Genomic DNA, 20,059 nt, shown 5'->3' with positions numbered 1-20,059 from the left:
CGGCAAATGGAGCCCTGCGTTGCGCCGTCAGTCCAGGCGGCTGCGCCAGCGGCCCCGGGCGAAGGCGGTGAGGATCTTCTTGGCGCGGCCGGGTTTGAGCTCGTCCAGTACGCGTTCCGAGTTCGAAGCATCGATCGCGCCCTCAAGGCTCGCCAGCTCCTCGGGCGCGACTTCGGCGAAGCCCATCGTCCAGTCCCCGAACGCACGGCTGGCGATCGGCTCCTGGATGATCATGGTCACGCCCGCGTGGCGCGGATCGGCCATGATGGTTGCGAACAGTGGCTGCAGGGTCGCCTCGTCACCCTCGAGCACCTGGAAGAAGTTGTCGCCCGCGGCCAGCAGCATCCCCGTTACCCCACGGCGCGCGTTGTTCCCGCGCGAGGCCTGCAGGATCGACTTCAGCTCCCGGGCATCGAAGCCGGGCGAGGACCTGCTGGTGTAGATGAGGTGCGTCAGTCGTTCTTCGCTCATGGACAGGGATCGGTCAACGGGGTGCCAAGCGAGTTTTACGCAGCCGTTGTTCAGATCGCATCACGTGCAACACGACAACGGTGTCGCCATCGTGGCGATAGAACACGCGACAAGGCGGCTCGACGATCTGCCGATAGCGCCCGCGGCCAAGCTCCGACGGCCTGCTGCCGTTGGCTGGATGCTCGGAGAGTTGCTCAACGTGCGCAAATACTCGTCTCACCAGAGCAGCCGCCGCGGCCGGATCCTCGATTGCGATGAAGTCGGCAATTGCGTCCAGATCACCCAGTGCCGGTTCCGACCAGACTATTTCAGCCATCGGGACAGGCGTTCCTTCGCCTGTGCATGGGTGGCTACCCGGCCCTCGGCCACGGCCATTTCGCCGCGGGCAATACCTTCAAGCACCGACATCCGCTTCTGCATCCGCTCGAAACTGCCGACATCGACCAGATAGGCACTCGGCAAACCATGTTGGGTGATCAGGATCGGCTCCCTGTCACGCTCAAGGTCGGAGAGCAGTTCGGTTGCTTGCCGCTTCAGGGTCGTGACGAGTTCAGTGCGCATGGAGTGATACTAAAGTGACACTATGTAAGCTGCAACGTGCCAGGTGCCGGATCTGAACGTGCAAGTCCTTCAGTCGGGGTCGGGGCGAAGAACCGCCGTCAGCCGATGATACCCACGCCGCCAGCGGTCGCGATCAGGAGGCCCACGATCACGCCGAACGAGCCGATGACCAGATCGCTGTAGGGTTTGCCGGGCCTGGGGCCGGGTACCAGGGTGGACCGGGCCGGGTGTGCCGGATCGTAGTACACCGTGACCTCGCTGCCTTCGGGGTGGCGGTCGGCGAAGTCCGTCGTCTCGGGATAGTTGAGGGTGTAGAACGACACCGTCGTGCCGGTATGCAGCGTGCCGCCCACGGTGTACTCGTACTGCACGCTGAGCTTCTCCACCGCCTTCATCTCGCCGCCGATGTTGCGAGTGCCCCACAGGTGGACGTCCTTGAGCGTCCCGCCGGTGGTGGGCCAACGCTTGCTGGCCACGGCACTCCTGTAGCTGCGTAACGCATGGACGAGCATGTACAAGCCGAAAGCGGCCAGGGCGGTCCCGCCCAGGATCGGTGCCCAATTCATCTATTCACACCCCGGCTAGAACGGCAGCCAGCTACCCGCGTTGGTTTGATCGATGTACTCGCCGCCGTTCTCCTGCGCCAACTGGCGCAGGAAAGCCGCGTCCTTGTCTTCGCCGAACCCGATGGTGTGAATGGTGACGCGCCGGGTGGCGTTGAGCGTCGCGACCCGCGCCAGGATGCTGGCGTTGTTGGAATCCGTCGGCTGCCCATCAGTCAACAAAAAGATGGCGGTGGCGTCGGGATACTGGAACCCCCGCTCCAGTGCGGTCAGCATCGGGGTGCCGCCGGCGGCGGAGACCTGGTTGATGCGCACGATATCCACGTTCTTCTGAGTCGGTGCAGCGGGGACCATCTGATCGTGCCAGGTGTCGACCTGCCCGCCGAACGTCACTACAGAGTAGCGGCTGGGCAACTCGAGACCGCGTACGGCTGGAATCAGTGCCCGCTTGGCGGCACCCATCTTGCTGCCTTCGCTGCGGATCTGGTTGCCGACAAGGTTGCCGACAATCCCACCGATCTTGCTCTGGGCCACGTTGGCCGATTTGTTCAGTACCTGGGTCTGGACCGCATTGCTGACGACACCTTCATCTTTGCCTTCCATGCTCCCGGAGCGGTCGAGCAGGAACACCACGTTCTGGTTGGCCGTCTTGACCCCGTAGTAGTTGTTCGAGCTCTTGACGGCGTAGCAGCCGGACAGAAGCACGATGATGCTGGCGGCGATCAGTACGCGGAAGGCATGTTTCATTTTCAAAGTCACTCCTGTGACAGGATCAGGGAAGGTTTTGCCGAGGCTTTGGAGCGCCATTTCAGGCCCCGAGCACGCGGCAACGGCCGGAACTATACGGCAACGCCACATACAGGGCTGGACCGCCACCTGCTCGCTACGGCCCGTGTCCCGGCAGCGCCCGGAGCAGCCCGCGGCTTACAAGCGACAGGGCCGCGGTTGGGTGGTCCTCGCCAGGTCCACCGGTATGTCGAAGTGCAGGACCTCTTCCCTGATGCCCAGCCCGGAGTACAGGGCGATCGCCGCCTCGTCCTCCGGCCCGGTGTCGGCCTGCACGTAGATCACGTAGGCCCCGCGGTCCGAGGCCACGCGTTGCAACTCCCGGATCAACCCGGTGGCGATGCCCTGCCGACGGTGCGACGCCAGCACCGCGAGGTCGTAGATGTAGATCTCGCTGCGTTCCTGCTCGAACTTGGGAAGCTCGTAAGCAGCCAGCCCTCCGACCACCTTGCCTTCGGCCACGGCCGCCAGCGCGATGAAGTTGCTGCTCCCGAGCAGGCGCCGGAGGTAGCCGGGAGCAGGGCGCTTGCCGGCATAAGTCTCCGCGTCGTCGAATGCCTCGGCGAAGGTATCCAGCAGGGCGCCCATCAACTGCAGGTCGGTGGGCGGGATCTGCGTGATCTTGTAGCCAAGGTTCATCGGGGAATCTCCCGCGGTCTTGCCATCAGGCACCCGTACCCGGGGGCGTCAGCCGCTCGTATACGGTCCGTGCCCCGGCAGCGCCCAGAGCAGTCCGCGGCTTACAAGCGACGGGAATACGGTGAGATGGTCTTCGCCCGGTAGGACCTCACTATCCACGGTGAGACCCCGATAGCCACGCGACTCCAGCCGTTGTTCGAAGCGCTGAATGTCGCCGATGAGGTCGACGCTGTTGAAGTGCCGGGGGCTATCGCCTGGAGTCTCGAACTCGCCGGCGTACAGCATCACCCGGGCGGGCAGGGCGTCGTGGTCCCGGTCATAGTCTGCTTCGATCCCGAGTATCCGGTGCTTGTCGAACCAGAGCGACGGGCTCCCGAGGATGTAGGCGCTGAACATCTGTGGGCGGGTCAGCAGGACGTAGCTGCCGAACAACCCGCCGTAGGAATGGCCGACAAAGACCTTGCGCTCCATGTCGACGTCGTACTCCGCGGCAATCAGCGGAAATACCTGCTGCTCCAGATAGTCCCGGTATACATCTGCCTGGCCATACCTCTCGGCCGTGTACGCGTCGGGGGAGCTGCGCACCGGAACCGATGGCGTGTAGTCGCGGCTGCGGCTGTTCTGGGCGGACATCTGCCGCTCCGGCGACAGACCGACCAGTACGAAGTCCTCGATGTTCCGCCCGTCCTGGCCGAGCAGGTTGCGAATGCTGCGCACCAGCGGGAACGAATAGGCCGCATCCGCCACGAACACCACCGGATACTGCTTCTCGCCGCGCTTGTAGCCAGCAGGGAGGCTGACCCACAACTGGTAATCCCGGCCAGAACTTTCGGCGCGGACTTCATGGACGAACGTGTTGGGCAACTCCAGCGCTGGAAGGGCCGGTTCCGCGACCGCGGCGGCTGGAGCTGGGCGCGCGGCCGTATCGGGGGCAACAGCGGCCTTGTTATCGCTACTGCTGTTGGCGGGACCGCAGCCTGCGCAGACAACGGCCAAGGCGAGTGCGAACCCGAGATTCTTCCAATGCTTCATGTTGTCGCCCTGTATCACCTGACCGAACATCATTTGACCACTATTGTGCGAGTGATAACTGCGGGGCGCACCGACGGGGGGCCGCTTCCGCTACGCACACCAATCACTTCGATGCGCCACTCCCCCGGAGTCGGAAGGACCAGTGAGAGCCGGTGGCGAAAGCGCTTCAGCTCAGTGGTGCACATGATTTCTTCATTCGAGACGCGTTGCTTGTCGAAAACCCGGATGCGGGCCACGTGATCGCCAAGTTCCGTCGTAGTTGTCCCCTGGAGGCTGCAGCCGTCCCCGAACGACAGAATCACTACTTCGATCGGTTGACCAGCGATAGCTTGAGCAGGAATGGCTACATCTGATTCCGTGCCTGGAGCTGCCGATGCAGGGCTGCGTCCAAAGTTAATGATGATGTTGGCTGGTACGAGCTCCCACCGTTCTGCTCCTCCGCCTTGGCAAGCGCTTAGGGCCAAGGCGAACGCTCCAAGGGCGATCAACATTGGCCGTGTGGCGTTGCGTCTGCATCGCATCATCTAGCGTCCACCCAGTCGAGCCGGCACCATTGGCTGCCAACGGTAGTAGGCCTCGTTCGCCATGGCGAGCAGCTCATGGTCTTCCGGAGTGTCGCCGTATGCATAGATCCTGGAGAACTCCGAAGGCGAATAACGCTCACGCACCAGCCGCGCCTTTTCGGCCCGCACGCATTGGCTTCCCTGGTAGCGACCGGTAAAGCGCCCGTTGCGCTGCTCGAGCGACGAGCAGATCAGCTCGAGGCCGTGCGCCTGCGCCCAGTGCCTGAGGTACACGTCAAGTCCGCCTGATACCACGACCACCTTGTCGCCTCGGGCCTTGTGCCAAGCGATGCGCTCCAGCGCCTCGGGGCGGAGGGTGCCGGGCAGGAACGCCTCTGCGAATCGGGCGCCTTGGGATTCGACCTCCTCTACCGGAACACCGCGAAAGCCGAAGCGGCAGATGGCGCTGCGGACCAGAGAGCCCGGCACAAGGCCGAGCTTGTAGCCCACGATGAGTGGCAGGAACAGGACCTTACCGACCGCCAGCCGGCGCGGACGCACGGCGGCGGACATGAAGTCCGGCATGGTCTCCCGGTCGGTGATCGTTCCGTCGAAGTCGAAGAGGGCGAGGTCCATAGTTGGCAGGGAAGGCGCGGTCTAACACTAAGGGTTCAAGCCGATATACGGAGCCAATGCCAAAGACTCGCAGCCCGATGCATCACAGCCGAAGTAGCGCGTGCTTATACCGTTGCTCCAGTAGGCCTTGGATGCGCCATTGATCTGGAAGTCCCAGTGCTGGCCCTCGAACATCAGCTCACCCTTGATCATGCAGCGGGACGTTTCGTAATCGTGATGGTAGATGCGTGCATCCACCTCCGCGCTGAGGGCAAAGAACGTCTCTGCCTGCGCCGGTGTCAGCGACCAGCGGCCGCAATCGTCGGGGGCGCGATCAGAGCCACCGGTGGATGGATCGATGACGGTCGGGTGGATCGAGACAACTTGAACCAGACCTTCTTCAGAAGAATGGAGGGAGGAAACCCGAGCGGCCTCATCGTACGCACCCCGTGGGCGATCGGGGTCTCTGAGGTAGCCGATGGAGAGCACCTGCAAGGTCCCCTCAGCGCCGGGAAGCAGAGGAGCGGCCACGTCTCCGGACGTGTAGTAGCCGATGATCCGTGTTCTCCAGCTGACGAGCGGCACAAGGCCATACGGGATCTCTGAAGCAGGCAGCTTCGCCAAGTCCAGTTGCACGAACGGCGCCGCTGGATCGTCCGCGATATGTAGGCTGAAGCCGTCACCTTGTTGATGCAGGTAGCCGTCGAAGACCCACACCGGAGTGCTGTCGAGACCTTGTTGGGCCACCAGCTCTCGCACGTCGAAGACGCACCCGGACTCCTGCAGATCGCCATGGAAGCGCATGTCCGCGCACGCCTGGAGAGATGAGGCGGGAGCCGAGTCGGCCTGCGGGACACGCGAGCATGCGGCTATTCCAACGGCAAGGGCGACAACCGTGACCGAGCGAATCAATGCCGTATCTCCGCTTTGCCCAGCTCAACTGCGGGGTCTGCCAACGAGTCTTCGGCATGCGCTTCGGACTGCAACTGGAGGTAACGCTGAAAGTTCCATTCCAGCAGTGATCCCGGCTCCGCAATATACGCATTGAGCTTCTTGGCATAGGCGGCGTCGTAATCACCGGGGCCAATATCCCAGCCGGACTCAAGCCGACCACGTACGCCCTCCGAAAACGGGTCGTCCGGGAGTTCCCCACGGGTATAGGCGCGGTTGCGGCCCGTGCCTCCGTACGGAGCAGGATGCGTATGGATATAGGCGGTGTGTCGGCCGCCAGCGATCTTGTGTCCCTTCTCCGGCAGCCCATCGCAGGAAGTAGCGGACCCGGTGCTGTACGCGGTGCCCAGCACGAACTTGCCGTTCACCTGGCTGATGTTGGCGCCGACCTCCACGCCGAATTCGGGAGAGTTCGCCACGGGTTCGACGACGACCGCCCATGCCTTGGCGGCTTGCAGTTCCGTGTCGTAGACGCGGAAGGCGCCGGCCTCCATGAGCGCGTTGTTCGATGCTGTCACCACGTCGCGTGCCTTGGCAGGGTCTGGCGGGGCCTCGTGCCCGCCATCGGTATGCACGTGGGTGACGGGCGCTTCCGGTGGAGGGTGTGACGCGACTGCCGGGAAAGCCGCCGCAAACATCGCAGCGTCGGCCGAGGCGTCGTTGCTGATCATGTCGTCCAGAAATACGCGGAACTGCCGGGTCGACATCAGCGCACACCCACACGCCAACTTGTCGCCGTGGCGGGCGACGGGCTGTCCATCGACCATGAAGGTCATGTCGCCCGTGATGATCGGAAACGTGCCGTTGTGCTTGGGGCAGGTGCAGGTGTCGCTGACCCGGGCAACCGGGAACCCGTCGATGTCGGTCTCGTGGGAGCCGGTGACGACGCGGCCACCGCCGGTGGTGTGGTCGCCTTCAACGATGATCATCCTTGACATAGCAGGACCTCCGTGTCCCATTGGTGCGCAAGAGCGTGTCAGGGGAAGGAGAGTACCGGCGCAATGCCTGTGTGTGGCAACTCCGTGCTACTTCGCCGCCTCCGGCGCCGAGAACGCCTTGCTGTACATCCCCGATCGATCAAAGCAGCAGGCGCGGCGCTTGCCGGAGGCGAGCATGTCGCAGGCGGTGGCGATGCGGCGGACACGGGTGTCTTCGCGCTTGCCGGAGGTGATCCAGTGGATCCAGTCGCGGCGGGCGACGGGGGTGGTGTCGTCCCATACCGCCTTGGCTTCCGGGGTGGCGGCCAGTGCCTTGCGCAGGTCGGCGGGCACCTCTGGCTCGGGTTCCTTTTCGGCGGGGCGGATTTCCAGCGTCACTTCGCCGCCGGGTTCGGCACCGGCGCTCTTCCGCAGTTGCTCATCCACCTTGAGCCAGTGACTGCCCTGGCCATCCGGTTCGAGCGTGGCCGCGAAGGGTTCGCCGTTGATGGTGCCCTCCACGCTGGTCATGGCACGCGCGGGCAGCTTGGTGCTGGCGGCCCTGGGCAGGACAAGGAAGGTCCAGCTGGCACCCTTCCCGGGTTTGGCCGGGCGCAGGAGTTTCGCTTTAAACCGAATACGGGAACCGGCTGTGGTCATCGTCGCCTCCGCTCGATTCCCAAGCCTAATCGAGGACGGACGCCATGTGTTGCCAGCGCTATCCCGCCATCTTCCCGAGCATGTGATCGATCACCTGGCCGTGCTCGTGCTGCGGGCTGAAGAGCACGATCTCGGTACTAGACACACTCCCGCCCATGCGGGTCTTAGCCGCATCGGCATGCAACTTCAAGCGATAGCGGAGACAATCAGCGCGGGAATTGAATTGCCGCCCGGTATGCCATTGCTGTTCTCCCGCGTCCACCGGATTCGATGTCAAGCATGCTGTTCCAGGAGCTGAAATGATTCGACTTGCCCTGTTGATGGCAGCGCTCGGAATGGCGACAGATGCCGATGCGACGACCACCGAAGCTCGGCTCACCCTCAAGAAGTGGGGCCTCGCCCACTGCGTCGCTACGCACGTGGAAGGGCACCGCGAACCCGGTGGCGCGGCAATGGCCGGGTACTTCCAGACTGGCAGTCACCAGAGCGAGGAGGCGTACCGGAACGTACGGAGCTTCTTCGATGCGTGGGTGGTGGAGCGCCCGTCGGTGCCGAAGTTGCCCGGCACCGACCTGTCGCTGATGACCTGCATCAACGCGTACGAATCGCCCGAGTACGAGCAGGTGGTGAGGGAGCAGGACCGGTTCCTGTAGCCACAGGAGCTGAGCGGCGCGCGGGAGGTCCCGCGCGCCGATATCCATCAGGACGCCTTGAGGCGGGCGACCAGCTCTTCGGCGTGCTTCTGCATCAGGCCATCGGTGGTGCCCCAGGCGGTCGAGTTGCCGCCTGCTTGATCCAGTCCTTCATCTGCTTCTCGTCCAGCCCCTCGTCCTCGGTGATGTGCACGTAGCGCACGTGCTCGTGCTTCGACGCCTCCGGGTTCGAACCGTGCTCCCAACGGTGGACCCGCGCGTACCATCACTGCCTACGCCTTGTGGACACCTGCCGACATGTCGATGCACGCCAACGCCGCACTGGCCGTCCTGTTGTGGCTGGCCGCCGCCCCCGCCAGCGCGGCGCCGGAATGCCCGCCGCAGGGATGGACCCGCGTATCGCTGCAGCAACTGGCGGACGCCGGCTTCGAGACATTGCCCACCGGGCGGGCCAACACGCTGGCACCCGCACTGTTGGCTTGCCTGGACCACCCCGATCCGGCCGTCCGCGACGGCATCGCCTACACGGCACTGGCCGCGTGGATGCGCGGCGGACAGCTCACCACCGACACCGTGCGCGCGCTGCAGACCGCGCTTTACGCCCGGCTGGACATGTCCGACCCCGACGGATTCGGACGCCCGTTCGCCGCGCTGGTGCTGGCCGAAGTGGCGCGCACCGACCGCATCGCCCCATGGATGTCGCCCGCTGATCGCGCCGGCATGGTCGAGCGTGCCGCGCGCTATCTGGAAGGCGTGGACGACTACCGCGGCTTCCAACCTGGAGAGGGCTGGCGCCACGGCGTCGCCCACGGCGCCGACTGGCTGATGCAGCTGAGCCTCAACCCGGCGCTGACCGACACCCAGCGCCAGCGCATCCTGGATGCGGTGGCCCGGCAGGCCGTTCCCGAACATCACGCTTATGTATTCGGAGAGCCCGACCGGCTGGCGACCCCGGTGCTGCTGTTGGCGCGCGCCGGCCTGCATGACGAAGCCGGCTGGCGGGCCTGGCTGGTCACCCTGCGGCCGCGCGTCGGGGAGGCGGACTGGCAGGACGCTGGCTGGCTGGCGCGCCGCCACGACCTGCGCGCGTTCCTGCTGTCGTTGCATGTTTCCGCGACCCGGAGCGGGGATCCGCACGTCAAGGCGTTGCTGCCCGGCCTCGACGCCGCGCTGCGCGAGCTGCCCTGAGCTGGGGAACCGCGGGGCGCGCTCGGCAGCCTATTGGTGTGCTGGCTCCAGCGGGATATGGATATCCGTCCGAAGCAGCGCCTCCGGCACTTCTTCCGGGTCACGCGCATGCTGGGCCGGCAGGCCACCACCGGAGCCGCCCACAGTAGGCCTCGGCAGCCTCCGGCCCGGACTAGAACAGCTCATCGCCCGGCAGCTTGGCCGCCTGCTTGATCCAGTCCTTCATCTGCTTCTCGTCCAGACCCTCGTCCTCGGTGATGTGCACGTAGCGCACGTGCTCGTGCTTCGATGTCTCCGGGGGCATCGGCTTCAGCGACGAGCCCCGGAGGAAGGTGACCTTGATGTACTTCGTGAAGCAGTGGTAGCTGAGGAACCAGCCCTTGCCCTCGATGCCGTAGAAGGGCGAGTTCCAGCGCACCGCCTTGCGCACCTTCGGCACGGTGCGCTCGATCAGCGCGTCGAGTTCGCGGCCCACGTCGTGCTTCCAGCCCGGCATCGCCTTGATGTACGCCTGCACCGGCTCGTCGCCGTCGGCCTTGGGGATCTGGGGGTTGCCGCCCGAGAGGAGCTTGGGCTTGTTGTCGGACTTGTCTGTCATCGGAGTGTCCTTCCGTCAGCGGGATCAGGATCACCTGCGTCCAGCGGCATGGAACCACCGCCGCACTGCAGTCACTTGAGCGTGTAGTTCACAAGCACCAGGCCGCAATCATAGGCAACCGACTTTCTGAGCTGGAATTGCTGCCAATCCTTCAGCTCGCTGAACACCGAGACGCCGGTACCCAGGGCGATCGGGTTGATGAACAGGTGGAGCTCATCAATCAGGCGCTCCCTGAGCAGGGCAGCCACGAAGGAGCTGCCGCCGTAGACAATCATGTCCTTGCCCTCTTGGGCCTTCAGCGCGTTGACTTCCCGGGCGAGCTCACCGGTCGCCAGTTCCGTGTTGTCCCATTTGGACTCTTCCAGCGTGTGGGTAAAAACCACCTTTCTGGCCCGGCAGATCCGCTCGGCAATCCCATGGAACGGATCGCCAATGCGCTTCTCGACCTCCTGCCAGTGGGGGATGTAGTCGACGGCGAGCTTCCTGCCGATGAGGATCGTGTCGGTCATGTCGAGCAGCCCGGTCACGTACGGCTGGATCTCCTTCCACTCCAGCGTGACCCACTTCTGCTCGTCGTTCGGGCCGGTCGAGACAAAGCCATCGACGGACGTCTGCATCTGCAAATGTAGCTTTCGCATCAATTCTCCTTTGCGATCGGATGGGTTCCGTGGATCGACGAATGGCGTGGCGCGAAATCGACAAGTCCGGTGAGCATCTCGTCAGGAAGCACGCAGCTCCTTGACCATGTGGGCATTGGAGAGCACCGCGCCCCTCACGGGTACCGACTGGCGCACCCTGACAACGAAGCCCTGCCGGGCGAAGAATGCCTCTGCGGAGAGGCTGACGTGCGCCGAGAGCTCAGACAGCCCGCGCGCCTGCGCCACGTCATGGAGATGCCGCATGAGCGCTGAGCCCACGCCGCGGCGGGCGAAGGCCCCCGATACGAAGAAGTGGTCGATGTAGCCCGTCTCCTGGAGATCGGCGTAGCCAGCGATGCGGCCATCGACCACCGCTACGTAGGGACGAATGGTCGCGATCTTCTCTTGCCACTTCGCCGCGTCGACATCAGCCGGCGCCCACGCATCCAACTGCTCGCTTGTGTAGAAGCTCGCGCCAAGCTGGTGCACGGATAATACGAATACCTCCCGCAGCAGCGCTTCCTCTCCCGGTAGAAAGTCGCGGATGAGCATGTTCTTCAGCGTGCCTCGGAGATCGCAGTTGGAGTTGCCAAGGCCCATGATTCGCCTTCGTGAAGACCCTGCCAACCCCGAGTCGAGGCCACTGCTGCCCGACGCCTGGCTTCCGCCGTCAACTGCTCAGGCCGGCCGCGACCAGCAGACAAACCGCACCTCCGACGTGCACCCCATCGCCTCGATGAACTTCTGCGAGGAGCGTCCGAAGAAAGCACTCGGCGGACTGACCCCGAGCGCCTACGCAAGGCAACTGGCATCCACTACCATCAACCCCGGACTCCAGATCAATCCGCTACTGAAAGCGGGGGGACGTCGGGGGTCATCAAAATCAAGGCACAAGGACAATGAGAGTAGCCATCAACGGAGCGGGTATCGCAGGCACGGCTCTAGCCTATTGGCTTAGCAAGATGGGCCACGAGGTACTATTGATCGAACGAGCTGCGGAACTACGCACCGGCGGCTACATCCTCAACTTGTGGGGAGTCGGCTACGAGGCAGTGGAAAAGATGGGCCTCCTTCCAGAGCTGCTGGAGCTACAGTACGAGACCGACGAACTACGCATGGTCGATAGCCAAGGCCGAACGCGCGGCGGTTATCCATCTCAGATTCTGCAGCGCTTAGCAAACGGGCGCATCGCCACACTAGCGCGCGCCGACATCGCCGCTGCGATCTACCGCTTGCTGGACAACCGGGTAGAGACGATCTTCGGCGATAGCATCGCCACGATAGATGACGACGGAACGCACGCACACGTTGGCTTCGAGCACGCACCGCAACGAGAGGTTGATCTCGTCATCGGGGCCGACGGCCTCCATTCGAGGATCCGCCAAATCACATTCGGCCCGGACAGACAGTTTGAGTATCCGATGGGGTGCCATGTCGCCTCGTTCGAGGTAGCCGGCTATCGCCCTCGCGACGACAATCTATATGTCGCGCACACGGCACCGGGGAGGTACATAGCTCGGTTCCCGGTGCGCGATGATAGAACGCTATTTTTCATGCTCCTCAGAAATGAATATTTGCCGAGCACCCTCGCTACCGGTGAGCCCGAACGCAAAGCGGCATTAACAGCTGCATTCTCCGACATGGGCTGGGAATGTCCTGCAATTCTGTCAGCACTTGAAAAGACGGATGGGGTCTATTTCGACAGTATCAGTCAGATCCGCATGGATGGATGGACAAAAAGGAGGGTGGCACTGGTGGGCGATGCCGCCGCATGCCCGTCACTCATAGCCGGCGAGGGCGCGGGCTTGGCACTTGCCGAAGCGTATGTGCTTGCCGGAGAAATCCATGTCCACGGAGAGGATCTCGACTCAGCGCTCAAGCACTACCAAAAGCGCATGTGGCCGTACGCTACCCGCAAGCAGAGGTACGCAGAGGGCTTGGTGACGTCGTTCGTGCCGAAAACGGACCTTGGGGTAAGAGCGCGCGACTTGGCAACCCTCTTGATGCGGCTGCCTGTGTTTCCCCGGCTTCTGATGGGACGCTACTTTCGTGACGCAATGGAGTTGCCCGAATACGCGATGGCTTGCCAGGAAATGGAGACGCCGCCTACCAGGTCATTCGAACCGAACCCACTTCGTCCCATTTGAAGGCATGTTCGCTGCTGGGGCTATTGTTCAACTCCCGGCTCACTCGTAGTGGGTCGGCTTATTCCGGTGATACCGGATATCACATCAAAAGCGTCGTTCTACCCCCAGGGCCGCCCCAGCGCCAACTTCACCGCCTTAACCCCCGGCACCGCCTTCAACGTCCCCACCAGCTCCGCATCCACTCTAACCGAGTGGCTGCCATTCAAATCCAGCATCCCCGCGGCCCCGGGCCTGATGAGGTCAACGCGGATTGGCGTTTTTCCCGGCCGATGTTTGGCCAGCAGGCTGTCCACGCGGTCCCAGGTGCCGGGGATGCGCAGGTCCAGCCGCAGTGAGAGGCGCCGGGCGTGCTGGCCGCAGATCTGGCTGTAATCCCAGCAGCGTGCGGCTTTCAGTGAGAACCCGCCGCTGAAGGCGTCCTCGCGCAGGCCACCCTGGATCACCAGCAGGCGGTCGCGGGTCAGCAGGGGGGCGAACTCGGTGTAGGTCTCGGAGAAGAAGGCGACTTCCAGCCGGCCGCGGCCGTCTTCGATCTGGACGAACATCTGGCTGTCGCCCTTCTTTCGCAGGGCGACCACCTGGCCGGCGATGACGGTGTCCAGCTCCGGGCGCCAGCCGCTGCGGGCGGATTCGGGGCGGTTCTCCCAGATCTTCTCCAGATCCCCCAGGTCGTGGCCGACCAGGCCATGCAACTCGTCGCGGTAGGGGTCGAACGGGTGGCCGCTGAGGTAGTGCCCCAGGGTGTCACGCTCGCCATTGAGCAGTTGGCCCAGCGGGAATTCGTCGGTTTCGGGCAGGTCGAGCTGCAGTTCCGGTGCGGCGGTTTCGCCACCGCCGAACAGGGACACCTGGCCGGCGGCGCGCTCGCGGGCGAGCTGGTCGGTGGCCTTCAGCACTTCGGGTAGCTGCAGCATCAGGCTGGCGCGGTTCTTCCCCAGCTTGTCCAGCGCGCCGGCCATGGCCATGGCTTCCAGGGCGCGGCGGTTGAGCTTGCCGCTGTCCACGCGCTTGCAGAAGTCCAGCAGGTCGTGGAACGGGCCGGCGCGGCGGGCGTCGACGATCGCTTCGCAGGCGCCGCGGCCGACGCCCTTCACCGCGCCCAGGCCATAACGGATCACGCCCGGCTCCACGGCCTCGAACATGTAGGCGGAGGCGTCCACGTCCGGCGGCAGCACTTCCAGGCCCATCACCCGGCATTCGTCGAGGAATCCGGTGACCTTGTCGGTGTTGTCCATGTCCGAGGACAGCACCGCGGCCATGAACTCGGCCGGGTAGTGCACCTTCAGCCAGGCGGTCTGGTAGGCGACCAGCGCGTAGGCGGCCGAGTGCGACTTGTTGAAGCCGTACTCGGCGAACTTCTCCATCAAATCGAAGATGGGGCTGGCGATGCGCGCCGGGATGCCGCGCTCCTCGCAGCCGGCCTCGAACTTGGCCCGCTCCTTGGCCATCTCCTCGGCTTTCTTCTTGCCCATCGCGCGGCGCAGCAGGTCGGCGCCGCCCAGCGAGTAGCCGGCCATCACCTGGGCGATCTGCATCACCTGTTCCTGGTACACGATGACGCCATAGGTCGGCGCCAGCACCGGCTCAAGCGATTCGTGCGGGAAGCTGACGGCCTCGCGGCCGTGCTTGCGGTCCACCCAGTCCTTGTCCATCCCCGAGCCCAGCGGGCCGGGGCGGAACAGGGCGGCCAGCGCGATGATGTCCTCGAAGGTGTCGGGCTGGGCGCGCTTGAGCAGCTCGCGCATGCCGCGCGATTCGAACTGGAACACCGCCACGGTGTCGCCGCGGGCAAACAGCTCGTAGCTGGCGCGGTCGTCCAGCGGCAGGGCGGTGATGTCGAGCGGGGCGCGCTCCTCTTCCGTGGTGCCGGTGGCGGCGCGGCGCACGTTGATGGCCTTCACCGCCCAGTCGATGATGGTCAGCGTGCGCAGGCCGAGGAAGTCGAACTTCACCAGGCCGACGGATTCGACATCGTCCTTGTCGAACTGGGTGACCGGGCTCTTGCCGCGGCCTTCGCCATCGTGTTCGGCGAACAGCGGGCAGAAGTCGCTCAGCGGGCTGGGCGCGATCACCACGCCGCCGGCGTGCTTGCCGGCGTTGCGGGTCAGGTCCTCCAGGCTGCGGGCGAGGTCGAGCAGGTCGCGGACGTCGTCCTCGGAGTGGTAGCGGGCAATGAGGTCCGCCGAGGCGAGGTCCGGGTTCTTCTGCGCGGCCTCGGAGGTGCCCAGCGCGTCATCCAGGCTGATGCCCAGGGTATTGGGGATCAGCTTGGCGATGCCGTCGACGAAGCCATACGGGTGGCCGAGCACGCGGCCGGAATCGCGCACCACCGCCTTGGCGGCCATGGTGCCGTAGGTGATGATCTGGCTGACCCGGTCGCGCCCGTACTTGCGCGCGACGTAGTCGATCACCTCATCGCGGCGGTCCATGCAGAAGTCGATGTCGAAGTCGGGCATCGACACGCGTTCGGGGTTGAGGAAGCGCTCGAACAGCAGGTCGTAGGGCAGCGGGTCCAGGTCGGTGATGCCCAGTGCCCAGGCCACCAGCGAGCCGGCACCCGAGCCGCGGCCGGGACCGACCGGGATGCCCTGTTCCTTGCCCCAGTTGATGAAGTCCGCAACGATCAGGAAGTAACCGGGGAACCCCATCGAGATGATGACGTCGAGCTCGGTCTCCAGGCGCTCTTCGTAGTCGGCGCGCGTCTTGCCCTCGGCGAGCGGGGCCTTCTCCAGCCGCGTGGCCAGCCCCTCGCGTGACTGGCTGCGCAGCCAGGACTCGATGGTGTGGTCGTCCGGCACCGGGAAGGCGGGCAGGTAGTAGGTGCCCAGGTGCATCTCGACGTTGCAGCGGGTGGCCAGCGCGACGGCGTTGTCGATGGCGTCGGGCACGTCGGCGAACAGCTCGGCCATCTGCGCCGAGGATTTCAGGTACTGCTCGGGGCTGTATTCCTTCGGCCGCTTGGGATCGTCCAGCACGCGGCCGGTGGAGATGCACACGCGCGCCTCGTGCGCCTCGAAGCCGTCAGCGTCGAGGAAGCGAGCGTCGTTGCTGGCGATCACCGGCAGGCCGCGCTTGGAGGACGTGTGCAGGGCGAAATCGTTGAACACCTGCTCGCCGTCGCGCCCGGTGCGGGTCAGCTCCAGGTGCAGGCGGTCATCGAACACGCCCTGCCAGTCGGCCAGCCAGGCCTCGGCGAGCTCCGGCCGGTTGCCGGTGGCCAGCCGCCCGCCAAGACTCTGCCGGCCGGCGAGGGCAAACAGGCCTTCGTTGTCCTCGCGCAGCCATTCCGGGCGGAGGATGACGCCTTCGGTGCGGTGTCCTTCCATCCACATCCGGCTGAGCAGGCGCGACAGGGTGAGGTAGCCGGTGCGGTCGCGGCACAGCAGGGTCAGGCGGGAGGCGGCCTCGTTGCCGTCGGCCATGCCGATGTCCGCGCCCAGTATCGGCTTGATGCCGGCGCCCTCGGCCTTGCGGTAGAACTTCACCGCCGCGAACAGGTTGTTGATGTCGGTCAGCGCGATCGCCGGCTGCCCGAGCTCCACGCAGCGCGACACCAGCTCGCCGATCCGGATGGTGGAGTCGGCAAGGGAGAATTCGCTGTGGAGGTGCAGGTGTACGAAACGCGCGGACATTCGTGCCGTTGGCGGACCGGCGAGGGCGAAGGCCAGAGTAGCAGCCCCGGGAGGGGTCGCGAAGGCTTGACAGGGGGTGGATGCGGCGCTGGCCCGGAGCCGGCGCGCGGCGCTCTTGTAGGAGCGGCTTCAGCCGCGATCATGGAACCGGCGCGGACGGGCGGGTGTCGGATCGCGGCTGAAGCCGCTCCTACAGGGGAGGACGGCGCGGGGGCTTGTAGGAGCGACGTGAGTCGCGACCGCGCAGGGGGCCGGTTGATGTACAGGTCGCGACTTACGTCGCTCCTACAGGGCTGGCGGCGGGGGGAGGGGCGGGCGGTTGGGGGGCGCTGTTACGCGAGGGCCGCCGGGGAAGGTGCGCACTCGGCCTTGGCGGCCAGGGCGTTGCGGACGGGGGCGAAGCTGCGGCGGTGGTGGGGGCAGGGACCGTGCTCGGCTAGGGCGGCGAGGTGGGCGGGGGTGGAGTAGCCCTTGTGCTCGGCGAAGCCGTATTGCGGCCAGTGCTGGTGCAGGTCGGCCATCAGGCGGTCGCGGGTGACCTTGGCGATGATGGAGGCGGCCATGATGGCGCGGTCGCGGCCGTCGCCGCCGATCCAGGCTTCGGCCGGGCAGGGCAGGCCGCGGGGCAGGGCGTTGCCATCGATGCGGGCCAGCTCGGTGGCGTGGCGGACGCCTTCCACGGCGCGGCGCATGCCCAGCATCGTCGCCTGGAAGATGTTGACGCTGTCGATCTCGTCCACCTCCACCGCCACCACGTGCCAGGCGACGGCGCGCTCGATGATGCGCTGGTAGAGGGTCTCCCGGCGCTCGGCGTTGAGCACCTTGGAGTCGGCCAGGCCGTTGATCGGGGTGCGCCCGGTGCCCAGCACCACGGCGGCGACCACCACCGGGCCGGCGAGTGGCCCGCGGCCGGCCTCGTCCACGCCGGCGATGCGGCGGGCGGGTGGCGGCGCGCTGAGTTCCAGCGCCATCTGGGGAAGCGGCTTACCCATCCGTGGAGGATACGAGTTCGACCACCGCCCGTGCAGCCTGGGAGGAGGCATCGCGTCGCAATTCCTCGTGCAGGGCCAGGAAACGCGGCTGCAGGGCGGCGCCGGCGGCGGGATCGTGCAGCCAGTGCAGCACGGCGGCGGAGAGTTGCTCGGGCGTGCAGTCGTCCTGCATCAGCTCGGGCACCAGTTCCTCGCCGGCCAGCACGTTGGGCAGGGCGTAGTGGTCCACCTTCAACATGCCCAGGCCCTTGACCATGCGATAGGTCATCGGCGCCACCTTGTAGCCGACCACCATCGGCCGCTTGGCCAACATGGCCTCCAGCGTGGCGGTGCCGGAGGCGAGCAGGATGACGTCGCTGGCGATCATCACGGTGCGGGCCTGCCCGGCCACCTCACGCAGGGCCGGCGCCAGTGCGGCGGCATCCGGATGCGTGGACACGACCTTGCGGAACGCCTCGGCCGCGTGCGTGCTGGCCATCGGCGCGATGATCTGAAGGTCCGGCTGCTCGGCCAGCACCCGGGCGGCAGCCGCGAGGAAAGACGGGGCCAGCCGCTCGATCTCGCCCACGCGCGAGCCGGGCAGCAGGGCCAGCAGGGGCCGGTCCGGGTCGGCTTTCAGCAGGCGCCGTGCGATCGCCCGCTCGGGCTGCAACGGCATCTGGTCGGCGACGGGATGGCCGACGAAGCGTGCGTCGACACCATGGCGCTCGTAGATCTCCGGCTCCATCGGGAACAGGCAGAGCACCACGTCCGCGCTCTGGCCGATTTTTGCTGCGCGCTTCTCGCGCCAAGCCCAGACCGAGGGGCTGACGTAGTGCACGGTGCGGATGCCGCGCTGCTTGAGCCACTGCTCCAGCCCGAGGTTGAAGTCCGGGGCGTCGATGCCGATGAACACGTCCGGCTTCCAGGCCAGCAGGCGTTGGCGCAGGTCGTTGCGCAGGCGCAGCAGGCGGGGCAGGTGGCGCAGTACTTCCGACAGGCCCATGACGGCCAGCTCGGAGGCGTCGAACCAGGTCTCCATGCCCTCCGTGCGCATGCCGTCGCCGCCGACGCCGACGAAATCGGCGCCCGGCCATTGCTCGCGCAGCTTGCGGATGAGCCCGGCGCCCAGCATGTCGCCGGAGGCCTCGCCCGCCACCAGCGCGATGCGTTTGGGCCGGGTCGGCTTGGGGTCGTTAAAGATGTCCACGCGCGGCTCCTTGCCCTAGCGCAACAGGGGCCGCTCGCCGCTGTCGATGAACTCCAGCACGGCGCGCACGTCCTCGCTTTCACCGGCGATCTCGGCCAGCTTGGCGCGGGCCTCCTCCAGCGAGGTGCCGGAGACGTAGAGGGCGCGGTAAGCGCGCTTGATCGAGCTGATGCGCCCGGCATCGAAGCCGCGGCGCTTCAGCCCTTCGCTGTTGATCCCGCGGGGGCGGCCGTAGCCTTCCTGCGCGACCATCACGAACGGCGGCACGTCGCCGTTGACGAAGGCGCCCATGCCGATGAAGGCGTGCGCGCCAATGCGGCAGAACTGGTGGATGCCGACGAAGCCGCTGAGGATGACGTGGTCGCCGATGCTGACGTGGCCCGCCAGCGTGGCGTTGTTGGAGAACACGCAGTGGTTGCCGACGCTGCAGTCGTGGGCGACGTGGGTGTAGGCCAGCAGCCAGTTGTCGTCGCCGATGCGGGTGCAGCCGCCGGCGCCTTCGGTGCCGCGGTTGATGGTGGCGAACTCGCGGATGGTGTTGCGGTCGCCGATGACCAGCTCGACGCGGCCGCCGGCGTACTTCTTGTCCTGCGGCTCACCACCGATGGCGGCGTGGCCGATGATGCGGTTGTCGCGGCCGATGCGGGTCGGGCCGTGGATGCTGCAGTGCGGCCCGATCTCGGTATTGGCACCGATCTCGACCTCGTCGGCGATGTAGCTGAAGGCGCCGACGCGCACTCCGTTACCGAGTTTTGCGCCCGGCTCGACCACCGCGCTGGGATGGACGAACAGATCGCTCATGCTTCGGCTGCAACCTCGGCGCAGAGGATGTCGGCGCAGGCGGCCTGCTCGCCATCGACACGGGCGATGCCCTGGTACATGGCCATGTTTCGGATGGTGCGCTTGAGCGTGACCTCCAGGTCCAGGCGGTCACCCGGCACCACCATGCGCGAAAACTTCGCGCCGTCGATCTTCACCAGGTAGAAGAGCTTGCCGTCGGTATTGCCTTGGATCGACAGCTGGGTCAGCAGGCCGCCGGCCTGGGCCATGGCCTCCAGTACCAGCACGCCCGGCATCACCGGCTGGCCGGGAAAGTGGCCGTTGAAGAAGTTCTCGTTGGCGGTGACGTTCTTGTAGGCCAGCACGCGCTTGTGCGGCTCGAATTCCACCACGCGGTCCACCAGCAGGAACGGATAGCGGTGGGGCAACAGGGCCTGGATGGTGGTGACGTCGATCGGAAGTTTCACGTTGTCTGTTTTCCTTGTTGCTGCCGGTCCGCAGGCCGCAGGCCGTTGCGAAAAGGACGAATTGGGGGTGTCGGGCG

The 20,059-nt window shown here is 65.6% G+C and carries 23 protein-coding genes; 3 read left to right on the top strand and 20 right to left on the bottom strand.

The genetic code is table 11. The features are described from left to right. Nucleotides 1-27 precede the first annotated feature (27 nt). The 11 genes from B5D37_RS03420 to B5D37_RS03370 all read right to left on the bottom strand — a co-directional run bounded on the left by B5D37_RS03420 (nucleotide 28) and on the right by B5D37_RS03370 (nucleotide 7,698). The gene (locus B5D37_RS03420) at nucleotides 28-471 is read right to left on the bottom strand and encodes a BLUF domain-containing protein (RefSeq protein WP_078757260.1); all 444 of its coding nucleotides are present in this window, start codon (nucleotides 469-471) and stop codon (nucleotides 28-30) included. A 13-nt stretch (nucleotides 472-484) separates the two neighbouring features. Then, a complete protein-coding gene (locus B5D37_RS03415) occupies nucleotides 485-787 on the bottom strand; it encodes a type II toxin-antitoxin system RelE/ParE family toxin (protein WP_078757259.1) in 303 nt (100 codons plus the stop codon). Continuing rightward, complete coding sequence (locus B5D37_RS03410; RefSeq protein ID WP_078757258.1) at nucleotides 775-1,032, bottom strand: type II toxin-antitoxin system prevent-host-death family antitoxin; 258 nt, start codon at nucleotides 1,030-1,032, stop codon at nucleotides 775-777. The genes B5D37_RS03415 and B5D37_RS03410 overlap by 13 nt, the downstream gene beginning before the upstream one ends. A gap of 98 nt (nucleotides 1,033-1,130) precedes the next feature. Continuing rightward, nucleotides 1,131-1,598: a DUF3592 domain-containing protein gene (locus tag B5D37_RS03405; RefSeq protein ID WP_078757257.1), complete on the bottom strand. Its 468-nt coding sequence runs from the start codon at nucleotides 1,596-1,598 to the stop codon at nucleotides 1,131-1,133. Between the two features lie 15 nt (nucleotides 1,599-1,613). Next, nucleotides 1,614-2,402 (bottom strand): VWA domain-containing protein, encoded by a 789-nt coding sequence (locus B5D37_RS03400; protein ID WP_159447328.1) that lies wholly within the window; start codon nucleotides 2,400-2,402, stop codon nucleotides 1,614-1,616. Nucleotides 2,403-2,519: 117 nt separating this feature from the next. Next, on the bottom strand, nucleotides 2,520-3,020 hold the full coding sequence (locus tag B5D37_RS03395) for an AAC(3)-I family aminoglycoside N-acetyltransferase (protein WP_078757255.1): 501 nt from the start codon (nucleotides 3,018-3,020) through the stop codon (nucleotides 2,520-2,522). 48 nt (nucleotides 3,021-3,068) lie between these two features. Beyond that, the gene (locus tag B5D37_RS03390; RefSeq protein WP_078757472.1) at nucleotides 3,069-4,052 is read right to left on the bottom strand and encodes an alpha/beta hydrolase; all 984 of its coding nucleotides are present in this window, start codon (nucleotides 4,050-4,052) and stop codon (nucleotides 3,069-3,071) included. A gap of 524 nt (nucleotides 4,053-4,576) precedes the next feature. Beyond that, entirely contained in the window at nucleotides 4,577-5,191 is a 615-nt protein-coding gene (locus B5D37_RS03385; RefSeq protein WP_078757254.1) for an HAD family hydrolase, read from the bottom strand. 27 nt (nucleotides 5,192-5,218) lie between these two features. Continuing rightward, a complete protein-coding gene (locus tag B5D37_RS03380; RefSeq protein ID WP_078757253.1) occupies nucleotides 5,219-5,974 on the bottom strand; it encodes a hypothetical protein in 756 nt (251 codons plus the stop codon). Nucleotides 5,975-6,078: 104 nt separating this feature from the next. Next, nucleotides 6,079-7,059 carry a PAAR domain-containing protein gene (locus tag B5D37_RS03375; protein WP_078757252.1) on the bottom strand — a complete coding sequence of 327 codons (981 nt, stop codon included), beginning with the start codon at nucleotides 7,057-7,059 and terminating at the stop codon, nucleotides 6,079-6,081. 87 nt (nucleotides 7,060-7,146) lie between these two features. Beyond that, nucleotides 7,147-7,698 carry a YdeI/OmpD-associated family protein gene (locus B5D37_RS03370; RefSeq protein ID WP_078757251.1) on the bottom strand — a complete coding sequence of 184 codons (552 nt, stop codon included), beginning with the start codon at nucleotides 7,696-7,698 and terminating at the stop codon, nucleotides 7,147-7,149. 299 nt (nucleotides 7,699-7,997) lie between these two features. Between B5D37_RS03370 and B5D37_RS03365 the strand changes: the two genes are divergently transcribed. After that, entirely contained in the window at nucleotides 7,998-8,351 is a 354-nt protein-coding gene (locus B5D37_RS03365; RefSeq protein WP_078757250.1) for a hypothetical protein, read from the top strand. 94 nt (nucleotides 8,352-8,445) lie between these two features. On the opposite strand, the gene B5D37_RS15020 is transcribed toward B5D37_RS03365, so the two are convergent. After that, entirely contained in the window at nucleotides 8,446-8,553 is a 108-nt protein-coding gene (locus B5D37_RS15020; protein WP_143814101.1) for a DUF1801 domain-containing protein, read from the bottom strand. A gap of 95 nt (nucleotides 8,554-8,648) precedes the next feature. On the opposite strand from B5D37_RS15020, the gene B5D37_RS03360 reads away from it, so the two are divergent. Then, entirely contained in the window at nucleotides 8,649-9,539 is an 891-nt protein-coding gene (locus tag B5D37_RS03360; protein WP_200809177.1) for a DUF2785 domain-containing protein, read from the top strand. 172 nt (nucleotides 9,540-9,711) lie between these two features. Here the strand turns inward: B5D37_RS03360 and B5D37_RS03355 are convergent, their stop codons facing one another. The 3 genes from B5D37_RS03355 to B5D37_RS03345 form a co-directional block, all read right to left on the bottom strand. Further along, the gene (locus B5D37_RS03355) at nucleotides 9,712-10,137 is read right to left on the bottom strand and encodes a DUF1801 domain-containing protein (RefSeq protein ID WP_078757249.1); all 426 of its coding nucleotides are present in this window, start codon (nucleotides 10,135-10,137) and stop codon (nucleotides 9,712-9,714) included. Nucleotides 10,138-10,208: 71 nt separating this feature from the next. Further along, nucleotides 10,209-10,775: a dihydrofolate reductase family protein gene (locus tag B5D37_RS03350; protein ID WP_078757248.1), complete on the bottom strand. Its 567-nt coding sequence runs from the start codon at nucleotides 10,773-10,775 to the stop codon at nucleotides 10,209-10,211. Nucleotides 10,776-10,856: 81 nt separating this feature from the next. Then, a complete protein-coding gene (locus B5D37_RS03345; protein ID WP_200809175.1) occupies nucleotides 10,857-11,375 on the bottom strand; it encodes a GNAT family N-acetyltransferase in 519 nt (172 codons plus the stop codon). Nucleotides 11,376-11,674: 299 nt separating this feature from the next. Between B5D37_RS03345 and B5D37_RS03340 the strand changes: the two genes are divergently transcribed. After that, a complete protein-coding gene (locus B5D37_RS03340) occupies nucleotides 11,675-12,922 on the top strand; it encodes an FAD-binding domain (protein ID WP_078757247.1) in 1,248 nt (415 codons plus the stop codon). 98 nt (nucleotides 12,923-13,020) lie between these two features. Here the strand turns inward: B5D37_RS03340 and dnaE are convergent, their stop codons facing one another. From dnaE to fabZ, 5 genes are all read right to left on the bottom strand, one after another. Beyond that, nucleotides 13,021-16,554, bottom strand: a complete 3,534-nt coding sequence (gene dnaE, locus B5D37_RS03335) for a DNA polymerase III subunit alpha (RefSeq protein ID WP_078757246.1) — start codon at nucleotides 16,552-16,554, stop codon at nucleotides 13,021-13,023. A gap of 332 nt (nucleotides 16,555-16,886) precedes the next feature. Next, a complete protein-coding gene (locus B5D37_RS03330) occupies nucleotides 16,887-17,546 on the bottom strand; it encodes a ribonuclease HII (RefSeq protein ID WP_143814099.1) in 660 nt (219 codons plus the stop codon). Then, on the bottom strand, nucleotides 17,539-18,735 hold the full coding sequence (lpxB, locus tag B5D37_RS03325) for a lipid-A-disaccharide synthase (protein ID WP_143814098.1): 1,197 nt from the start codon (nucleotides 18,733-18,735) through the stop codon (nucleotides 17,539-17,541). The genes B5D37_RS03330 and lpxB overlap by 8 nt, the downstream gene beginning before the upstream one ends. 15 nt (nucleotides 18,736-18,750) lie before the next feature. Continuing rightward, nucleotides 18,751-19,536 carry an acyl-ACP--UDP-N-acetylglucosamine O-acyltransferase gene (gene lpxA, locus B5D37_RS03320; protein WP_078757244.1) on the bottom strand — a complete coding sequence of 262 codons (786 nt, stop codon included), beginning with the start codon at nucleotides 19,534-19,536 and terminating at the stop codon, nucleotides 18,751-18,753. Further along, nucleotides 19,533-19,982, bottom strand: a complete 450-nt coding sequence (gene fabZ, locus B5D37_RS03315; RefSeq protein WP_078757243.1) for a 3-hydroxyacyl-ACP dehydratase FabZ — start codon at nucleotides 19,980-19,982, stop codon at nucleotides 19,533-19,535. Before fabZ ends, lpxA begins: the two co-directional genes overlap by 4 nt. Nucleotides 19,983-20,059: the final 77 nt, after the last annotated feature.

The sequence above is a fragment of the Lysobacter spongiicola DSM 21749 genome (assembly GCF_900167055.1).
Classification (GTDB): Bacteria; Pseudomonadota; Gammaproteobacteria; order Xanthomonadales; family Xanthomonadaceae; genus Novilysobacter; species Novilysobacter spongiicola.
This window is presented reverse-complemented; position numbering and strand designations above follow the sequence as displayed.